This window comes from Salinicoccus halodurans (genome assembly GCF_900114445.1).
Taxonomy (GTDB): Bacteria; Bacillota; Bacilli; order Staphylococcales; family Salinicoccaceae; genus Salinicoccus; species Salinicoccus halodurans.
In genome coordinates, this window is the sequence record NZ_FOTB01000001.1 from 693,249 (window position 1) to 712,851 (window position 19,603).

Sequence of the window (19,603 nt, forward strand, 5' to 3'; positions counted from 1 at the left end):
TGCTTCTGTTTGCACTCATATGGGGCTTTGTGTACTGGATTTTCATAGTATAGAAAACATCAATTCTGATGTTTTCTTTTTTTGAGTGCGGCCTCCCGCTCCATTACAACATGCTCTCTGTCACGCAGCAGGTGCTTGTTGACTGTAAACTCGTCTGAGACCTTCTGATTCCTGCACCAGATGAGAAAATCATCATATGGTAAATGGGGAAGGTACGCTTCATGAAGGCTGTGCAGCATTTCATCTGTAAGCGGAAAGTGCAATGGTTTGAATTTGACCGAAGACATATTTTTGATGCGCTCTCCCATGACATCAATAAGAGAGGAATCCATGCCTGCCTTTTCGAGGCTGAACGGGTTTTCATCATATATCTTCAATGCTTTCCGGTATGACTTTTTGGCACCGGCTGTATTCTGCCGTCTGTAGTGATATTCTCCCACGGCCATTAATATAAGAAAAACTTCCTGGTCTTCTTTCGTTCTCGCAGGCTTACTTTTCCATGCTTCTTCCATGATTTCATGGCATTCAAAGTAATCTTGCTTTATAATGAGTTCGTTATAGAATTCTAGCAGATTGGATATTTTCAAAGAAAGACAACTCCCAAGTCAGAGGTAATTTTATGGATGTGTATAATGTAAAACTGGATATATTCGAAGGGCCGCTTGATCTGCTTCTCCATTTGATCAAGGAGCTCGAAATTGATATTTACGATATTCCGATGAAGACTCTTACAAAACAGTATATGGAATATATCGATCAAATGAAAGAACTTGAAATAAATATAGCGAGTGAATACCTGGTGATGGCAAGTGAACTTTTGAAGATAAAAAGCCATATGCTTCTGCCTGAACCCGCATATATGGAAGAAGAATATGAAGATCCACGCGAAGCGCTCATGGAACAATTATTGGAATATCAGAATTATAAGCAGTATGCTGAACAGCTCCAGTTCCTGAAAAACGAAAATGAAAAGATTTTTGTCAAAGCACCCCACGAATTTGACGAAGAAGAAGTTGATGATGGTGAAGTGGATATCTCCCTGTCCGATCTTCTGGCTGCATATGAAAAAGTGCGGTCAAGAGTGTCCATTGATCGGCCGATGAGTGTGACGATCCAGAGGGAAGCTGTTTCACGGGAGGAAGCTGAAGATTTTTTAAAAACCAGATTTTCAGGCTTAAAGAGACTGAATTTCACAGAAATCTTCAGTTTCAACGAATCCAGATCGATGGTCGTGGCTGTGTTTATTACCATTTTGGAACAGGTGAAATCAAGAGAGCTTGCACTGCACCCCGCATCCCGGGGGAATTTTGAAATTGAAAGGCTGTAGAAAGTATGGATAAGATAGATATTATAGAAGGTCTTCTGTATGTCGCCGGAGACGTCGGCCTGCCGGAAGAGCAGCTGATCATGCATGTGCCGATCACACGGGAACAGCTGAACAATGAAGTGAGTAACTATGACCGTACCAATCTGATGATACGCAGACATGGAGACCGCTTCTTCCTTGAGACGACTGTGGAAATGGAAAAGTATATACGCAGGATAATTGATGATAAACCTGCATCAAAACTATCCCAGGCGTCACTTGAAGTGCTTTCCATCGTTGCTTATAACCAGCCGGTTTCCCGGAACGATATAGAGATGCTGCGGGGCGTCGCTTCCGACGGTCCGGTATCCACTTTGACCGGCAAAGGACTTATTCAAAAAAAGCATCTGCAGGACACGCGCGCTGTACATTTTATAACTACGGATTATTTTCTCCAGATATTCGGTCTCAAATCACTAGAGGAGCTGCCGAGTCAGAAGGATATCATGGAGCAGGAAGAAATGGACTTGTTTTTCAACAGTATAGAGGAGGATGAATAGTTATGGAAGAAATCAGATTACAAAAAGCAATTGCAGACAGTGGAGTGACATCAAGGAGAAAAGCGGAGCAGCTCATCACAGAAGGACGTGTGGCAGTGAACGGAGAGATCGTTTCTGAACTCGGATCGAAAGTGACTATGTCAGATAAGATTGAAGTGGATGGTGTCCCTGTGACTAAAGAAGAGAAAGTCCATATTCTGTATTACAAACCGGCAGGGGAGATTTCAGCTGTCGAAGATGACCGCAGCAGAGGTACAGTTACAGATGCATTCAAACAGATGGATGCGAGACTTTATCCGGTGGGCCGCCTGGACTATGATACTTCGGGCATACTTCTCATGACCAACGATGGGGAGTTCACACAATATATGACCCATCCGAAATTCGAGATGAGCAAAACCTACCGCGTTAAAATCGACGGTATCCTAAAACGCGACCAGCAGAAGGAGATGCGTAAGGGCATTACTTTAGAAGACGGTAAAACTGCCCCTGCAGGTGTAAAAGTGATCCGCGATAAAAAGGACAGGCAGATGATTCTTGAACTTACAATCCACGAAGGAAAGAACCGTCAGGTAAGGCGGATGTTCGAACATTTCGGCCTGGAAGTGATCAAACTTACAAGAATCAGGTATGATTTCCTCACTCTTGACGGATTGGCAGAAGGAGAGTACAGGTTCCTTAAACCGCATGAAGTCAAGAAACTGATTGCGAATGCAAAGGACGAGTAACCGTCTCCAATTGTCATAATACTGTCATACAGGTCAAATTTATAAAATGCTATAATGAAATTTATGAATGAACGTACAGGCAGGTGAGAATATGAAGCGCGGAACACGCAATATATTAAGGGTAAGCATCATTGTAACTGTTGCCGTTTTAATCGGCATCACACTCTGGTTCAACTTGACCTCAGACAACAAAACTGTTGCAGTGGGGGATGAGGCAGTCGATTTTCAACTTACCACTATGGAAGGCGAACAAATACGCCTTTCCGAATTGACCGATGAAGGCAAAGGCGTGATTCTTAATTTCTGGGGAACATGGTGTAAACCATGCCGTGAGGAAATGCCTGATATGAATGATATCTACACAGCTGATGATAATGATGAATATGAAATCGTCGCAGTGAACGTTGCGGAAAATGAACAGCAGATCAAACAATTCATATCCGGTCTCGAATCGGATCTTGAATTTCCGATAGCACTGGACAAGACGCGGGATGTCACTGAGGCATACAGCATCGGGCCGCTGCCTACAACAATAGCAGTCAACCAAGAAGGCACTGTAGTCAAAAAACAGGAATATCAGCTTACTCACGAAGATATCCTGGCATTCATTGAAAATGCCACAGAATAGGATGAATGGATGATGGAATTAAAAGAAATCAAATGTGGATCCTGTGGTCATGTGAACCCGCCCGGCACCCAGCTGTGCCAGTCCTGCGGGAAAATGATCAACAGTGATTACGATAAGAAAAAGATTAAAGATCTAATGAGATATGATGGCAGCGCTGTAAGATCCAAGGTTAGGTCAAAAAGCATTTTTGACAAGATCTGGATCTTCTTCACTTCTATCAAAGTCGGTGTCTCGATTATACTGGCAATCGCCGTAGCAGCTGCAATCGGCACTATATTCCCGCAGGAATATTTCATACCGATTGGTGTTGATCCGGCAGACTACTACCAGGAGAACTACGGCACTCTCGGCTATCTCTATTATACACTGGGTTTCCATAATCTTTACTCCTCCTGGTGGTTTGTCCTGTTAAACGGAATGCTTGCCCTGTCAATCATCGCAGCAAGCATCGACAGGGGCATACCGCTGTTTAAATCGCTGAAGAACCAGCGGGTCAAAAAGCACGAATCTTTTTTCAGGAGACAGCGTCTGTTCAAACATGATGAAAATACTGAAAATGCCGAAAAAATCATAGGTCAGCTTAAGAAAAAGAGATATAAAGTCCGTCAGGACGGAAATAATTACTTACTTGAAAAAGGCAGACTGTCAAGGTGGGGGCCATATATCAACCATGTTGGCCTGATCATTCTTCTTACAGGCAGCATGCTCAGATTCTTCCCAGGCATGTATGTAGATGAAATCGTCTATCTCAATGAAGGGGAAACGAAGGATCTGCCGACTACGAACGGTCAGTATTATGTGAAAAATGATGGTTTTACCCTTGATACTTATGACGAAAAGTCAAAAGAGGTTTTCGACCAGGCACTGAACCAGGGCAATAATATAGTGAGCAACTTCCAAACGGATATAACCGTCTATGAAAATGAAAGCTCGGAAGTTGTAGGGGCAAAACCTGATCTGACTGAAATAGACAACTACAGCATCAGAGTGAACCATCCGTACCGTTTTGATTCATATGAACTGTATCAGTCGAGCTATGATGATTCGCAAATGAAGGCGATGACGTTCAGACTGGAAGACGCAGAGGGCAATACTGTCGGCGAGAATTTCACAGTAAACCTGGATGATCCGGAGCAGTCCTATCAGATAAATGAAAATACCGAAATCAAAATGAGGGCCTATGCTCCTGATTTCCTTGAAATAGCGGATAACGGCACACTTGTTTCGGAAACCCCTGTTCCAAGAAACCCGGCCTTCGTATTCGAAGTGAATAATGACGGAGAAAGTGAACTCAGCCTGCTTCAGATCATGAACAGTACAGATATTACATCAGGAAATGATTACAGCATCCGTTTCGTGGAAGCAGAGCAGCACATGGCAAGTGTACTTACGCTTAAGAAAGATCTGACTGTGCCTCTCGTTGCAGGCGGCTTTGTCATCTTCCTGCTCGGTGTCTTCATCGGTGCATACATCAACCACCGGCGTATCTGGATCAGCCTTGAGGACGGCTTTACACTGGCTGGCCATACTAATAAAAACTACTTTGGCATGAAGAAAGAACTGGATCAAATACTAGAGGCAAATTCATTAACTCCGGTATCAGATAAATTCGAAATAGAAGACAAAGCTAAAGATAAGGAGTAATAAAATGGAATCTCAACTTGTATCCATAAGCAGCACCCTGCTGTATGCAGCGTTTATAATATACCTTGTTGCACTGCTTCCACTTGCGGCAAGCATCAAATCCAAATCTAAAAAACCGGGCAAGATTTCCATTGTCTTGATCGTCGCAGCATTTATCATGCAGCTCGGTTATTTCATATTGAGATGGATTGCCCAGGGGCATGCACCTGTTTCAAACATGTATGAGTTCATCACCATGTTTGCAATCATGATGATTGCCGGGTTCCTGATCACATATCATTATTTCAAAACACAAGTATTCGGACTGTTTGCCATCCCTGTGTCACTGCTTCTTATAGCATACGGCAGTATGTTCTCCCGTGAAGTGGAGCCGCTTATTCCGGCGCTTCAGAGCAACTGGCTGGCCATTCACGTTATCACTGTCACACTTGCATATGGTATACTTTCCATGAGTGCGGTGGCCGGATTGATCTATCTGCTCAAAGCGGTGCCTGCTACAGAAAAATCATGGCGCGCACGCTTCCTGGAATCAATCATGGCAGGCATAGTGATTGTCATCACATTTATAGCCACTACAGTTTTGATGCAGTCTGTAATCGGATACCAGGATGATTTCCTCTACACCGATAAGCAGGGGCAGACACAGGTTGCGGAATATCATCTGCCCAGCCTTGTCAACTTTGAAGGAGCGGTACCGGTTGAACATGCCGGGGAGAATAACTACGAAGAGGCGGACCATTTCCACAGCGGAATCAATCTTCCTCCACTGATCGATTCCCAGAAACTGAATACGGTTCTCTGGTCTGTACTTGCGGGTCTTATCGTTTACGGTATTATTAGATTAATCATCAGGAAACGCATCACTGCACTGATAAAACCTCTGACTGACAGAGCGGATCTCAAACTGATGGATGAGATCGGTTACCGGTCGGTCATTATAGGGTTCCCTATATTTGCTCTCGGCGGTATATTCTTTGCCGCAATATGGGCCCAGATTGCATGGAGCAGATTCTGGGGCTGGGATCCCAAAGAGACATGGGCATTCATTACATTCATGTTCTATACGATTTTCCTGCACTTGAGACTTAACAGGGGATATGAGGGGGAGAAGTCGGCATGGCTTGCAATCATAGGCTTCCTGCTGATAATTTTCAACCTCATCGCTATCAACCTGCTGGTCGCAGGCCTGCATTCTTACGCATAATATGGAAAGAGGGTTTGTATGGCTGAAAATATTCTAATCGTCGATGATGAAGAACGCATCAGAAAATTGCTCAATATGTATCTGGTACGCGAAGGCTACGAAATCACAGAGGCCGATAATGGGGAAGATGCTCTGGATCTGGCAATGGAAAAAGATTTCCACTGCATTCTCCTCGACCTCATGATGCCGAAAATGGACGGCATTGAAGTAGCCAAGCGCCTGAGGAACCATAAATCCACACCCATCATCATGCTCACCGCCAAAGGCGAGGAGAACAACCGGGTGGAAGGCTTTGAAGTGGGGGCAGACGATTACATCGTCAAGCCGTTTTCACCCCGGGAAGTCGTTTTGAGGGTGAAGGCGATACTGAGACGTTCTTCAGAGACATCATTCATTGAAGCAGATGCGACAGCAAAAGATGTCATCGCATACGATCATCTTGTAATCGATAATGATGCACATAGAGTCCTTGCAAATAACACTAAAGTGAATCTGACACCAAAAGAGTATGAACTCCTGCTCTTTTTAGCAAAAAGTCCGGATAAAGTATTCGACCGCGAAGAGCTTTTAAGAGAAGTATGGCACTATGATTTCTATGGCGATCTCCGTACGGTGGATACCCACGTAAAACGGCTGAGGGAGAAGCTGAACAAAGTTTCACCGGAAGCGAGTGAGATGATCCATACCGTCTGGGGCATCGGCTACAAGTTCGAGGTCAATGAATAATGAAAGTATTGAACAGCGTCGTAACTAAACTGTGGTTGACTATCATTTTGATAGTAACTACAGTTTTAATTATATTATCAGTGATTCTCAGTATGTATTTCAGAAACTATATGCTCAATTCCACAGAAGCATTACTGGAAGAGGAGATCTCAAGAGCAGAGGAGATAGTGTTGAGCAGACATGACAATCAGGATTTCGATTCCACTTTACTCCGGGAGGATAATCTCATAATCTACAGAGACGGTCAGATGATTTCACAACAATCCTCAACAGACCGTGAAATATTCTCAAGAATCATTGAAGGCGGCGGGGAAGGGAACACATTCCTGCTGGATGATATCGGAGGCCATGATTACATGGTCCGTGTATCGAATCTAAGTGGATTTTTCGATGAAGACATGGCAATCATCAAGTACCGGGATCTCGAGGATATCAATGAATCCATGACTGCTGTCACCATGATCATTCTTGCCAGTGGATTTGTCCTGTTCCTCATTACAACCTCCTTTGCTTTCTTTCTGATCAACAGGATAACAAGACCCCTGATCAATCTGAAGAATGCGGCATTCAGGACAGCAAAAGGGAAATACAATACAATTGAAACCAAGAGTAGGGATGAGATCGGTGAACTTACTCTGGCTTTCAATAAGATGAATAATGACATTCAGAATAATATAGAACAGATAGAGCATGAAAAGAACCTGAGGGAACAGATATTCACATCGATTAACGAAGGAGTCCTTTATTTCGACAGGGAAGTGAAGCTCATATATTCCAATCAGAAAGGGAACCTCCTGTATGATTATCTGAAATCACAGCCGGATACTTTCGAGCATTTTCATAACGACATCCGGGAGATTGCTCAATACCGCAGACCCGCTGTGGAGCGGGTGGAAATCAAAGACAGGCATATGCAGTTCTCATATACACCGGTTGAACAGGATCATGAATTGTTTGGTGTCATCCTGCTTATCCGGGATATTACAGAAGAAGTGAACACTGAAAAAATGAGATCCGAATTCATCGCAAATGTGTCACATGAATTGAAAACACCGATGGTGATGCTGAGCGGGTACTCAGAGGCACTCATTGATGATATTGTCACAGGTCCTGATGAAATCAAAGAGATGGCAGGTATTATAAAAGATGAATCCGACAGGATGAACACCATGGTAAATGAACTGATTACCATAGCAAGGATGGATACCGGATCCGACTTCTTCAATATTGATGAAAATGATTTCGGTGATCTGCTCGAAAAACTAGCAGCAAGATTCCGTCATGAGATGCAGGAAAACGGTATTTCCTTCACTGTTGATACGCATGATTCCAATCTTCTCTTCAACTTTGACTATGATAAGATCAACCAGGTGCTGACGAATCTGTTGGATAATGCCATCCGCTATACGTCAGAGGGAGACGGAATAAAGATAGATGTCACCGAAGCGGGACGGTTTGCGATCATAGAAGTCAGTGATACCGGTGCAGGTATCCTTCCCGAACATCAGGAACGTGTCTTTGAAAGATTTTACAAAGTGGATGAATCAAGAACGCGCGGTAAACACGGTACAGGGCTCGGACTCTATATCGTCCGCAGTATAATACACAGGCATAACGGAACGATTGAACTGGAAAGTGAATTCGGCAGCGGAACGACATTCCGGATTGTTCTGCCAAAAACAAACGAAGAGAGATGAGGCTATGAGACAGAATAAGTTACAAAGGTTGATTTTGATCAGTATACTTGCAGCTTTGTCGTTTATACTGATGCTCCTGCAATTTCCAATTCCGTTCATGCCGCCATTTTTAATGGTGGACTTTTCCGATATTCCGGCATTTATCGGATTCATTTTATTGGGAGGCATGGCAGGATCTCTGATCATCGTTTTAAAGATTGTGCTATATGCTCTGCTGATGGCGAGCGAACCTATCGGTCCGCTGGCCAATCTGCTTGCAGCATTCTCACTGCTGCTGCCGGTCTATTTCATGTATGTGCGGTCGAAAACAAGAAAATCACTGATTGCAGGTTTTGTACTCGGTATCCTGTCCCTGACCTTCATGATGGCGGTGCTCAACTATTTCGTACTGCTGCCGATGTACGGCCTGATCATCGACCATACTGATCTGATTGCAAATATCCGGGCAGTGGTCACAGCCGGCATTATCCCGTTCAATCTCATCAAGGGCATCATCGTCTGCCTTGTCGCCTACCTTATCTACATTAAACTTATTCCGAAGCTTGAAAAATTGATGAAGTGATAAAATTAAAACACATGCGCAGCCGACCGGCTGCGCATGTGTTTTAATCAATCTATCTACTCGAATTTAAGTGGATCACCATCGAATGGTTCCTCTTCTACTTTGATGGAATCAGTAGGGCATCCATCAAACGCATCCTCCATATCTTCGAGAAGTTCCTCAGGCACAGCTGTGATACCTTTATTATCATCCAGGATCACGTAGGCAATGCCGTCATCATCATAATCATATATATCAGGTGCAGCTGCACCGCAGGCACCACAGGCAATACATGTATCCATATCAACTATGGTATATTTTTTCCCGCTCATTTTTTCACCTCTCACCATTTCTTCATAACCATTTTACGGCTAATCTTCCTTATTTTCAATTATATTTGGTCTAGATGAGGTACAATACGACTATTGGCGTATCCTTCATTTCATTATCACTTTAAAATGTAATGGAAACGTAATATAATGAAGTAGAATTACTTTAGTTTGAGGAGAATGTCAATGAAGGACGATTTTTATAAAGATATTGAACATAAGCGTGCTTCTAAAGATGTCGACGGAGCGAAAAACAATCCATCTGAGGATGAGCAAAAGCAGACGATGAAACGCTCTGACCGTCATCGTGCGAAGCTTGAGAAAGAAAAGCAGAAGCAGGAGGCCAAAGCCAAGCCCGGCGAACAGAAACCCAGTCCTTTTGCTTATATAGGTCAAAAGATGTCTGCTTATTTCAGCCGTGAGAACCTTGAGAAAGGAAAAGTGTTTTTTGCAGGCAAATTTTCATCATACAATAAGCGCTTCAGAGACGAACTTAAAGTTTCCAAAGAAAAATTGGCCGATTTTGGAAACAGACGGAAAACTTCCAATACTGAAGAAGTAAAAGAAGGGAATGAGGAAAAGAAAAAAGGCCTGCTGCCAATCATCATTGGCGGGGCCTTCCTTCTACCTGTAACCATCATTCTTTTCGTAATGATCATCAGCAACTTCTGGCCATCCGGTGGAAACGGGACTGAACTTGCAGGGGGCACAGAAGAGAGCACAGAAGATGCTTCCAACGAACAGACGGATGGAGAAGTCAATGAAGAGCTCGAAGCACAGAAAGCCGAAAAGGAAAGGGAACTGGCTGAGAATCGCGAAGAAGGTTCGGATTCCGGTGAGGATCTTGGCACCGGGGAACTTGCTTTCGATTACTCTGAAGAGGAACAATCAGAACTAGAGGACGCAGCAACAGCTGCAATCGAAGAAAAAGAATCCGGAGAGGATTCCGGTTCTGATTCAAGTGAAGTGGAAACACCTGCTGAAAATGATACCGCGGAGGAATCCTCGGAAGAAGTTACCGAAGAGGAACCCACTGAGGAGCAGACTGAAGAATCTGTTGAGAATGAAGAATCGGCTGAAGAGGGCACTTCCGGAGGAACAACTCACGTAGTAAGTCCGGAGGACAACCTTTTCAGGATCGCCATCCGGTATTACGGCAGCGGCAGTACCGAAAATGTTAATAAGATAATGGATGCAAATGGCGTTAGCCCAGACTCGCTGACTGTCGGCCAGGAACTTGTCATCCCGGAATAGAAAGGTGTTAACCATGAAATACATCGAAACAATCATCATCGGCGCAGGACCGTGCGGGATGTCCGCCGCAATAGAACTTCAAAAACGCGGTCTTGACCATCTCATAATAGAAAAAGGGAATGTCGTCGAAGCCATTTATAACTATCCCACACATCAGACATTCTTCTCCTCAAGTGAGAAACTGGCAATAGGCGGATTCCCATTCATTACCGAAGCCCATAAACCTAAACGGAATCAGGCGCTTGTCTACTACAGGGAAGCTGTAAAGCACTTTGACTTGAATATCAACACTTACGAGGAAGTGACATCCGGAAGGCGGAATGAAACAGGCTTCGTACTCGAAACATCAAAAGACACCTACAACTGCAGGCATCTGGTCATTGCCACCGGGTATTACGGCCAGCCCAACCGACTTGATGTACCAGGGGAGCATAAAGAAAAAGTATCCCATTACTTCAAAGAGGCGCATCCTTTCTTCAAACAGGATGTACTGGTCATCGGAGGTAAAAACTCGAGTGTCGATGCTGCGATGGAGCTTGAAAAAGCTGGCAGCAATGTCACCGTCGTCTACCGTCAGAATGCCTATTCGAAAAGTGTGAAACCGTGGATACTTCCGCAATTCGATTCATTGGTCAAACACGATAAGATAGAGATGCATTTCGGCACGGATGTCAAAGATATTAAAGACGACAGCGTTGTTTTGGAAAAAGACGGTGAAGTCTTCGAAATACCGAACGATCATGTTTTTGCCATGATCGGCTATCATCCGGACTATAGATTTCTTCAGTCATTCGGAATAAAAATCAATGAAAATGAATTCGGCACAGCGCCGCTGCATGATCCGGAAACAATGGAGACAAATGTAGAAAATCTGTATATTGCAGGCGTAATTGCTGCCGGTAATGATGCCAATACGATATTTATAGAAAACGGCAGGTTCCACGGCGGCGTAATTGCAGATGATATTTTGAAAAAACAGGAGAAATAGCAAGCACCTGGCAGGCAACCGCCCGCCAGGTGCTTTTAGTGTCTGAATATTTCTTCCAACGCCGCACCTTTAAGCCCATTGCTGAGTGCAAGCAGCAGCTTGATACGCGCCTTCTGTCCATTTAAACCATTTGAAAATATCACACCTCTGTTTGCAAGATCATGTCCGCCGCCCACGTAATCATAGTAGCTGCCTACGATTCCGTTGAATGAACGGGATACAAGGACTGTATCAATACCATGGTCCAATACTTTCTGGAGACCTCCCAAAGCACTTGGAGGTATGTTCCCTTGTCCCAGCGCTTCCAGAACGAGCCCGTGATAGCCAGCTTCTATCAGTGCGTCGAAAAATGTATCGTCAAGATCCGCATGCGCCTTGATCAATCCTACTTTAAATTCCAGGTCTACATCATCAAACTGATCCTGATGGGCTATCTGGTGATGGTACAGGATTGAGTCCTTGGTCAGAAAACCAATTGGCCCGTGATTCGGACTTTGGAAAGTAGCTATATTAGAAGTATGCGTTTTAGTGACATTTCTCGCAGTATGGATCTCATCGTTGAACACGACAAGCACCCCTCTGTCCGCCGAAGCAGGGTCTCTTGCTGTGCGGAGGCTGGAAATGTAGTTGTACAGACCATCCGATCCAATCTCATTGAACGAGCGCATAGCACCGGTTACAATGACAGGTGCTGAAATATCGAGGGCCAGATCAAGAAAGTATGCCGTTTCTTCCAGAGTATCCGTTCCGTGGGTGATGACAAAACCATCAAAATCTGTTTTTCTTTCCAATATAATATCGCGGATTGCAAGCATATCGTCCAGAGTCATATGAGGAGACGGTTTCTTCACAGGGTAGATTTCTTCCAGCCGGATATCCAGTTCCACTGTACTGTCCAGCGTAACCGGATTGTCTTCCCCGGATGAGATGAGGCCGTCTTCTGATGACATACTGATGGTGCCGCCTGTATGTATAGCTAATATTTTATTATTCATGCCACTTCCTCCTAAACGATTTCTTAAATATATGATAGAATAAACTGGAACAATCAACAAGGCGGGTTTATATGAATAATAAGATCAATATTGCAATCGACGGTCCTGCAGCAGCAGGAAAAAGCACCATTTCAAAACGTGTGGCGGAAAGGCTCGGGTATGTATATATAGATACTGGTGCCATGTACCGCGCAGTGACATTACATGTCTTGAACTCCGGAAGGGAAGTGATGGAGAATCTGAACGATGTGGACATCAGGTTTTCAAATGACGCGCACCGTTCCATTTATTTAAACGGTGCAGATATATCATCCGAAATCCGCTCACCCGAAGTCACTGAAAACGTCAGTGCCATTTCAAGTATACAGAGTGTGAGGGAATACCTCGTGCAGATGCAGCGTGTTATCGCAGCTGATAAAGGTGTGGTCATGGACGGCAGGGATATCGGTACCACTGTACTGCCGGATGCAGAACTGAAAATATATATGAAGGCATCTCCTGAAATCCGTGCAAAACGCAGACTGGAAGAAGAACAGGAAAGAGGCGTTGATGTGGATCTTTCCACTCTTATCCAGCAGATCATCAGGCGTGATGATCTTGATATGACAAGAGAGATCTCTCCACTCAGAAAAGCGGATGATGCAATTTTGTTGGATACCAGCCATATGAACATTGAAGAAGTGGAAAATAACATCATACGCATGGCAGAAGAGCTACTGAGAGGAGAATAGAGATGTTCTACACCATCGCCAAAAACTTAGTTAAAAGCTATTACCATACCCGGTTCAAAATTACGGTAGTGGGCAAAGACCGGATTCCGAAGGATGGCCCTGTCGTGATATGCAGCAATCATATTTCAGAATACGATCCGCCGCTGGTCGGAATAAGTGTGGATCGCGACATGTCATTCTTTGCAAAAGCGGAACTGTTTAAAATACCGGTGCTGGGATATCTGATTTCACATCTCAATGCTTTTCCGGTAGAACGAGGTAAGAGTGACCGGGCAGCATTGAAGAAATCCATCGAGGTCCTCAATGAAGGCAATATGCTGTGCATGTTCCCTGAAGGCAGCAGAAGCAGAGATGGTAAATTACGCGATCTGCAGCAGGGAGCAAGCTTCGTGGCTGTGAAATCGGGAGCAAAAATTGTTCCGGCAGCCATCAAAGGAAGTTATGACCGTAAAAAAGGTGTTACAATAGTATTTGGCAAACCAATTGATACTAAACAACTCACAGACGACGGAATGAACCGTAAAGATGTTACACTGAAGATTACAGAAGATATAAACAATCTTTTATTTTCTGACTAATCACTTGACAAATCTATACATTTATAAGAAGTTAGATATATACTTTTTAGTAATGTAATTGGAGGCAGGCACATGACGACAGATAATATCAAGAACGAAGAGAACCAGGAAGAGGTTGACAATTCTTCAATCAACGAGAATTCCAATGAGGTTAACGAAGAAGTATCCGCTGAGGATACGCCACAGGAAAATGAAGTTTCACCCGGCTTTGAAGTAGGGGAGACTGTCAAAGGTACTGTGTACAAGATAGAAGACAAATTCGTGAAAGCTCATATAGACGACTCCGATTTCGAAGGAATCGTACCAATCAGTCAGCTCACAAGCAAGAGAATTGAACGTCCGGAAGAAATTGTTTCAGAAGACGATTCCATCGAAGGCGTGGTCATTAAAGTTGAAAATGAAGATGACCGCAAAAATGTTATCCTTTCCATCAGAAAACTGGAGGAATCCAATGCGTATGATTCTCTTCAGTCTGCAAAAGACAATGACGAGACGATTACAGGCACTGTAATGGAAGTTGTCAAAGCAGGTCTGGTTATTGATGTTGGCGTGAGAGGATTTATCCCGGCATCGCTCCTTTCTGATGCCTACATTGAGGATTTGGAACAGTTTGACGGTCAGGAACTGGAAGTTAAAGTTGAAGACATCGAACCTGAGAAAAATCGTGTAATCCTTAACAGAAAACGCATTGTGGAAGCTGAAAAAGCCGTAGAGAGAAAAAAACAGCTTGAAACACTCGATGTGGGAAGTATTGTAGAAGGTGAAGTAGTACGTATCACTACATTCGGTGCTTTCATTAATCTTGGTGAAGTTGATGGTCTAGCTCATATATCTGAACTGAGCTACAGCAGAGTTGAGAAAGTTGAAGATGCAGTCAATATCGGTGACAAGGTGAATGTGAAGATACTCGATGTCGATCCTGAACAGGAAAGAATCAGCCTGTCTCTGAAGCAGGCACAGGAAAGTCCGTTTGACGGATTTGTAAAAGAACATTCCGAAGGTGATGTACTGGAAGGGACAGTCAGAAGACTTGTCGATTTCGGGGCATTTGTAGAAGTCACTCCGGGCGTTGAAGGACTGGTACATGTTTCAGAAATCGGCCACGAACATGTCGCAGTTCCGAGTGATGTATTAAAAGAGGGACAGACAGTAGAAGTTAAAATCCTTTCACTTAATGAGGATTCCGAAAAGATTTCACTTTCAATCAAGGAAACGACAGAACCAGCACCGAGAAGTTCAAACAACGAACCAAAGGTCTACCGTGACGATTCCGATGATGACGGTCCGACTCTCGGCGATGTATTCGGCGATCGTTTCAAAGATCTTGATATTTAATTGTTATAAAAATGACATGATTTTGATTCTATAAAGAGCGATGTCTATCGCTCTTTATTTTATTTTTGTGTTAAAATATATTTAAAATAGGAGGGAACCTATGTACAAACCAACCATTGCAGTGGTAGGGCGGCCGAATGTCGGTAAATCCACACTGTTCAATAGAATTATCGGTGAAAGAAAAGCAATTGTGGAAGATACTCCTGGTGTGACCAGAGACAGGCTCTATGCTGCTGGCGACTGGTTAAATTACGAATTCAACGTAATTGATACAGGCGGAATAGAAATTAAAGATGAACCTTTCCAGGAACAGATCAAGCTGCAGGCTGAAATAGCAATCCTTGAAGCGGATGTCATTCTGATGATTACAAACGGCAGGGAAGGTGTAACGGAGGATGATCTTTTTGTTGCACGTATTTTACAGAAATCTAAAAAGCCGGTAGTGCTTGCTGTAAATAAAATTGACAACTTCGAAATGAGAAACGATATTTATGAGTTTTATCAACTCGGTCTAGGCGATCCTTATCCGGTTTCGGGATCACATGGCCTGGGACTTGGAGACGTTCTGGATGAAGCAGTAAACCATTTCAGAATTCTGGAAGAGGAAGAAGAAATGGATACTTCCATCAAAGTATCACTGATCGGACGGCCGAACGTCGGCAAATCGAGCCTCGTGAATGCTATTCTCGGCGAGGAGAGAGTCATTGTCTCTGATATTGCCGGAACGACCCGGGATGCAATTGATACAGCATACACTTACGATGGTGAAGACTATACCCTGATAGATACTGCTGGTATGCGAAAAAAAGGGAAAGTATATGAAGCCACTGAAAAATATTCTGTTTTGAGGGCAAACAGGGCCATAGAACGTTCCGATGTTGTGCTGGTTGTGATCGACGGTGAAGAAGGTATACTTGAGCAGGATAAACGTATTGCAGGCCTTGCCCATGAGGCGGGACGTGCAGTCATCATTGTGGTAAACAAATGGGATGCTGTTGAAAAAGACGACAAGACGATGAAAAAATTCGAGGATAAAATAAGGAATGAATTTCAGTTTCTGGATTATGCACCGATCACATTTGTTTCGGCTGTCACCAAGTCACGCCTGACGACGCTGTTCCCGCTGATCCGGCTCGTAAATGACTCCCATAAGAAAAGGGTGCAGTCCAGCACACTCAACGAAGTGCTTGTTGACAGTGTCAGCATGAATCCGACACCGACAGACAAAGGGCGCAGGCTGAACATATTTTACGGCACACAGGTTGGCGTCGCTCCGCCAACATTCGTGTTATTTGTAAATGATATTGAACTGATGCATTTCAGCTATCGCAGGTATCTGGAGAATCAGCTGAGGAATGCATTTGATTTCACAGGAACACCGATTCATATTGTAAGCAGAAAACGTAACTAGGAGGGTGCAAATCTATGAATATTTCTGTAATCGGCACCGGCAGCTTCGGCACCAGCCTGGCAATGGTGCTTAAGGATAATGGTCATGATGTACTCATGTACGGACGGAACCAGGAAGTTGTTTCAGAAATCAGTCAGGAACATACTAACCATCGTTTTTTGAAAAATATCGATTTGAATGAGGAAATCCTTGCAACTTCAGATCTGAAAAAAGCTGCAGTACACGGAGAACTTATTGTCCTGGCTGTGCCGGTAAAAGCAATCCGGACAGTTTCCGGGAAGCTGAATGAAATACTTAGGGATTTAAATAAAAAAGTTGTGATCGTCCATGTGGCAAAAGGACTGGAACTCGGTACCCATATGCGTGTATCCGACGTCATTTCAGAAGAGATGACTGATGAAACGATGACTGATGTATGTGTACTCAGCGGGCCGAGCCATGCTGAGGAAGTCGCATTGAAGTCCCCTACGACAGTTAGTGCCGCCTGTAAAAATCCTGACAGCCTGCAGGTAGTCCAGGATATCTTCATGAATAAATACTTCCGGGTATACAGGAATGATGATATGACAGGAGTGGAGATCGGCGGCGCATTGAAAAACATCATTGCACTTGCCATCGGTGTGCTTCACGGTCTTGAATTCGGAGATAATGCAAAAGCTGCACTTATTACCCGCGGTCTGCAGGAAATCACCCGTCTGGGCACAAGGATGGGAGCAAACCCTCTGACATTCCTGGGGCTTACAGGTATGGGAGACCTGATTGTTACAGCAACAAGTATGCATTCAAGAAACTACCGCTGTGGAATCATGCTCGCCGAAGGCAAAAGTGTCGATGAAGCACAGGAAGAGATGGGCATGGTAGTCGAAGGTGTGAACACAACAAAAGCAGCATATGAATTATCCAAGGAATACGGTGTAGAAATGCCCATCACTGAAGTGCTGTATAAATATCTGTTCCATGGCATCACCGAAGACGAAGCCTTCTATGCACTGATGATGCGTGAGAAGACAGGGGAAACAGACAAGCTGGAAGATCTGCTTGAAAAGCAATACAAAGATTGGACAAGAGAGTGATACAATGTTTGATATATCCAGAATGAATCTCATGTGGATTTCATTTTATTCAATAGGTGCAATGGCTCTTGCCGCTGTACTGATTTATGTCGCACGATACGTTGTAAAAAACAGATTTCTAAGTATTTTTATTTCTCTGGTGGCATGGATTCTCCTGATTGCCGCTTTCCTGCTTATGATTCCTGTTCTCGGAGGCAGCACCCATGCGTAGTTTTAAGATTTCATTTCTTTTAATAGCTACATTGCTGATGTCCGGATGTCTATACCCTGAATCTGAGAAAGCTGGAAATCAAATACCGGGAGAGGCTCAGGTAGAGATGGTTCAGAATGCGGTGGAGAAGTACCAGGAAGATTCGGGAGGCATGTTGCCGATCAAAACGATGGAAAACCAAAGGGAGTATCTGGAATATCAGATCGATTTTGAAATGCTTGTTCCAAATTATCTGGATGAGCGCCCTGAAAATTCGTACGAAGCCGGGGGCAGTTATCAATATGTGATCATCGATGCAGAAAACGATCCGAAAGTTAAGCTTGCAGATCTCGGCATAACGGGAGAGATCCGTTCGCTTACGATCAGACTGGATGCCATGGGGGAATATGTGCATCTGGGTGATGAAATCGGACCTAATGTCTATCAGTTGGACCTCGGATTTTACAAGCTGTCCGACAATCCGACTGTAACAAGTCCGTATTCCGGTTCTGCACTGAACGTCTATTACAACGGTGGTCAGGAATTTGTGGTGGACTACCGTGAAGAGATCGGCCGGATTATCAGTGAGAATAATCTGCAATTCGAAACAGGTGAGGATATCAGGCATGTATTGTATGAATATACACCAATAGTTCCCATTTATTCTCCGGAAATAACAGTGGATGAAAAAAACCAGCCAATCTTCATGACAAGTCGCCACAAAAGCGGCCAGTAAAGGATTTTTTGCCAATAAAACAGTGAAATCCGTTGCAGTGCAAAGACCACTGTGTTAAAGTCAAAACATAATGATAAAAACACTTATCATTATAGTCATATAAGGAGGTGGATCTGGTGAACAAGACAGATTTGATTAATGCGGTCAGCGACGATGCTGATCTTACAAAAAAAGAAGCAGGTGCTGCAGTAGATGCAGTATTTAACACAATCCAGGAATCTTTGAAAAAAGGTGAAAAAGTACAGCTGATCGGCTTCGGTAACTTCGAAGTGCGTGAACGCTCTGCTAGAAAAGGACGCAATCCACAATCTGGTGAAGAAATTGAGATTGCAGCATCTAAAGTACCAGCATTTAAAGCAGGTAAAGCTCTTAAAGATGCAGTAAAATAATTGACTACTTTAGGCCTAACTTACTTTGGTTAGGTCTATTAATTTATAAGGTGATATTTTCATGGATGCTCTTAAGAAAGAACTTGAAATTGGCCTGGGAGATGGCGCATGGATTCTCAACATACATAATAATCCTTTTTTTGACTTCTTCTCGGAAAAGGGCAATGTCCTGCGCGGCAGCCATGTAAATGATGGCGTTCTTCTTTTTAATACGGCACTTAATTTTCTGGACAATACACCTGAAGATGAAGACAGGGAGCTCCATGTGCTGGCAGGTGATTATCTGTTCAGCAGGTTCTATATGTATCTTGCAAAGGGCAGGAGCTATTCTGTACTCCGGGACATGATGAACCTCTCAAAACAGCTCAGTTCAAGAAAATCCCATCTTGCTGTTTCAGGTGAAATGCCTGGCGCTGCTGAAGTGAAATGGCTGCTCTATGCTCCGATGCTCTACCTCGTTGAACACGGATATACAGATGTGGGGTTGGAAGCATTGATTGATGAACAGGTAAAAGCGACAGACATCACTTCACTCCCGTACATAACCCATGAGTAAAGGT

Annotated in this window: 23 protein-coding genes; 20 read left to right on the forward strand and 3 right to left on the reverse strand. The window is 43.8% G+C overall.

The genetic code is table 11. The features are described from left to right. Positions 1 to 59: 59 nt before the first annotated feature. Entirely contained in the window at positions 60 to 587 is a 528-nt protein-coding gene (locus BM271_RS03510; RefSeq protein WP_046790245.1) for a DUF309 domain-containing protein, read from the reverse strand. Positions 588 to 619: 32 nt separating this feature from the next. On the opposite strand from BM271_RS03510, the gene BM271_RS03515 reads away from it, so the two are divergent. The 9 genes from BM271_RS03515 (at position 620) to BM271_RS03555 (ending at position 9,055) form a co-directional block, all read left to right on the forward strand. Beyond that, positions 620 to 1,327: a segregation and condensation protein A gene (locus tag BM271_RS03515; RefSeq protein WP_082103664.1), complete on the forward strand. Its 708-nt coding sequence runs from the start codon at positions 620 to 622 to the stop codon at positions 1,325 to 1,327. 5 nt (positions 1,328 to 1,332) lie between these two features. After that, the gene (gene scpB, locus BM271_RS03520; RefSeq protein WP_046790246.1) at positions 1,333 to 1,866 is read left to right on the forward strand and encodes an SMC-Scp complex subunit ScpB; all 534 of its coding nucleotides are present in this window, start codon (positions 1,333 to 1,335) and stop codon (positions 1,864 to 1,866) included. A 2-nt stretch (positions 1,867 to 1,868) separates the two neighbouring features. Continuing rightward, positions 1,869 to 2,594 (forward strand): pseudouridine synthase, encoded by a 726-nt coding sequence (locus tag BM271_RS03525; protein WP_046790247.1) that lies wholly within the window; start codon positions 1,869 to 1,871, stop codon positions 2,592 to 2,594. 67 nt (positions 2,595 to 2,661) lie between these two features. Then, positions 2,662 to 3,222, forward strand: coding sequence for a thiol-disulfide oxidoreductase ResA (gene resA, locus BM271_RS03530; protein WP_234960396.1), 561 nt, complete (start codon positions 2,662 to 2,664; stop codon positions 3,220 to 3,222). 9 nt (positions 3,223 to 3,231) lie between these two features. Continuing rightward, entirely contained in the window at positions 3,232 to 4,866 is a 1,635-nt protein-coding gene (locus BM271_RS03535; RefSeq protein ID WP_234960398.1) for a cytochrome c biogenesis ResB family protein, read from the forward strand. A 4-nt stretch (positions 4,867 to 4,870) separates the two neighbouring features. Next, positions 4,871 to 6,070: a c-type cytochrome biogenesis protein CcsB gene (gene ccsB, locus BM271_RS03540; protein ID WP_046790249.1), complete on the forward strand. Its 1,200-nt coding sequence runs from the start codon at positions 4,871 to 4,873 to the stop codon at positions 6,068 to 6,070. 18 nt (positions 6,071 to 6,088) lie between these two features. Then, complete coding sequence (locus BM271_RS03545) at positions 6,089 to 6,796, forward strand: response regulator transcription factor (RefSeq protein WP_046790250.1); 708 nt, start codon at positions 6,089 to 6,091, stop codon at positions 6,794 to 6,796. Further along, complete coding sequence (locus BM271_RS03550) at positions 6,796 to 8,493, forward strand: HAMP domain-containing sensor histidine kinase (protein WP_200795311.1); 1,698 nt, start codon at positions 6,796 to 6,798, stop codon at positions 8,491 to 8,493. The genes BM271_RS03545 and BM271_RS03550 overlap by 1 nt, the downstream gene beginning before the upstream one ends. Positions 8,494 to 8,497: 4 nt before the next feature. Next, entirely contained in the window at positions 8,498 to 9,055 is a 558-nt protein-coding gene (locus tag BM271_RS03555; RefSeq protein ID WP_046790251.1) for an ECF transporter S component, read from the forward strand. A gap of 56 nt (positions 9,056 to 9,111) precedes the next feature. Here the strand turns inward: BM271_RS03555 and BM271_RS03560 are convergent, their stop codons facing one another. Next, entirely contained in the window at positions 9,112 to 9,366 is a 255-nt protein-coding gene (locus tag BM271_RS03560) for a ferredoxin (protein ID WP_046791488.1), read from the reverse strand. A gap of 183 nt (positions 9,367 to 9,549) precedes the next feature. On the opposite strand from BM271_RS03560, the gene BM271_RS03565 reads away from it, so the two are divergent. Both BM271_RS03565 and BM271_RS03570 read left to right on the forward strand, forming a co-directional pair. Next, the gene (locus BM271_RS03565) at positions 9,550 to 10,617 is read left to right on the forward strand and encodes a LysM peptidoglycan-binding domain-containing protein (RefSeq protein WP_046790252.1); all 1,068 of its coding nucleotides are present in this window, start codon (positions 9,550 to 9,552) and stop codon (positions 10,615 to 10,617) included. A gap of 13 nt (positions 10,618 to 10,630) precedes the next feature. After that, positions 10,631 to 11,605: a YpdA family putative bacillithiol disulfide reductase gene (locus tag BM271_RS03570; protein WP_046790253.1), complete on the forward strand. Its 975-nt coding sequence runs from the start codon at positions 10,631 to 10,633 to the stop codon at positions 11,603 to 11,605. A gap of 35 nt (positions 11,606 to 11,640) precedes the next feature. Here BM271_RS03570 and BM271_RS03575 read toward each other — a convergent pair whose 3' ends face one another. Continuing rightward, positions 11,641 to 12,600 (reverse strand): asparaginase, encoded by a 960-nt coding sequence (locus BM271_RS03575; RefSeq protein ID WP_046790254.1) that lies wholly within the window; start codon positions 12,598 to 12,600, stop codon positions 11,641 to 11,643. A 71-nt stretch (positions 12,601 to 12,671) separates the two neighbouring features. Between BM271_RS03575 and cmk the strand changes: the two genes are divergently transcribed. The 9 genes from cmk to BM271_RS03620 all read left to right on the forward strand — a co-directional run bounded on the left by cmk (position 12,672) and on the right by BM271_RS03620 (position 19,599). Continuing rightward, positions 12,672 to 13,331 carry a (d)CMP kinase gene (cmk, locus tag BM271_RS03580; protein WP_046790255.1) on the forward strand — a complete coding sequence of 220 codons (660 nt, stop codon included), beginning with the start codon at positions 12,672 to 12,674 and terminating at the stop codon, positions 13,329 to 13,331. A gap of 2 nt (positions 13,332 to 13,333) precedes the next feature. Next, positions 13,334 to 13,909, forward strand: coding sequence for a lysophospholipid acyltransferase family protein (locus BM271_RS03585; protein WP_046790256.1), 576 nt, complete (start codon positions 13,334 to 13,336; stop codon positions 13,907 to 13,909). A 72-nt stretch (positions 13,910 to 13,981) separates the two neighbouring features. Continuing rightward, complete coding sequence (gene rpsA / locus BM271_RS03590) at positions 13,982 to 15,244, forward strand: 30S ribosomal protein S1 (RefSeq protein WP_052749853.1); 1,263 nt, start codon at positions 13,982 to 13,984, stop codon at positions 15,242 to 15,244. A 100-nt stretch (positions 15,245 to 15,344) separates the two neighbouring features. Next, the gene (gene der / locus BM271_RS03595) at positions 15,345 to 16,655 is read left to right on the forward strand and encodes a ribosome biogenesis GTPase Der (protein WP_046790257.1); all 1,311 of its coding nucleotides are present in this window, start codon (positions 15,345 to 15,347) and stop codon (positions 16,653 to 16,655) included. 14 nt (positions 16,656 to 16,669) lie between these two features. Continuing rightward, on the forward strand, positions 16,670 to 17,728 hold the full coding sequence (locus BM271_RS03600) for an NAD(P)H-dependent glycerol-3-phosphate dehydrogenase (protein WP_046790258.1): 1,059 nt from the start codon (positions 16,670 to 16,672) through the stop codon (positions 17,726 to 17,728). A 22-nt stretch (positions 17,729 to 17,750) separates the two neighbouring features. Beyond that, positions 17,751 to 17,939, forward strand: coding sequence for a DUF2768 domain-containing protein (locus BM271_RS03605; RefSeq protein ID WP_234960400.1), 189 nt, complete (start codon positions 17,751 to 17,753; stop codon positions 17,937 to 17,939). Then, the gene (locus BM271_RS03610; RefSeq protein ID WP_046790259.1) at positions 17,932 to 18,654 is read left to right on the forward strand and encodes a hypothetical protein; all 723 of its coding nucleotides are present in this window, start codon (positions 17,932 to 17,934) and stop codon (positions 18,652 to 18,654) included. The genes BM271_RS03605 and BM271_RS03610 overlap by 8 nt, the downstream gene beginning before the upstream one ends. Before the next feature lie 116 nt (positions 18,655 to 18,770). Beyond that, positions 18,771 to 19,043, forward strand: coding sequence for an HU family DNA-binding protein (locus BM271_RS03615; RefSeq protein WP_046511638.1), 273 nt, complete (start codon positions 18,771 to 18,773; stop codon positions 19,041 to 19,043). Between the two features lie 61 nt (positions 19,044 to 19,104). Beyond that, a complete protein-coding gene (locus tag BM271_RS03620) occupies positions 19,105 to 19,599 on the forward strand; it encodes a hypothetical protein (RefSeq protein ID WP_046790260.1) in 495 nt (164 codons plus the stop codon). Positions 19,600 to 19,603: the final 4 nt, after the last annotated feature.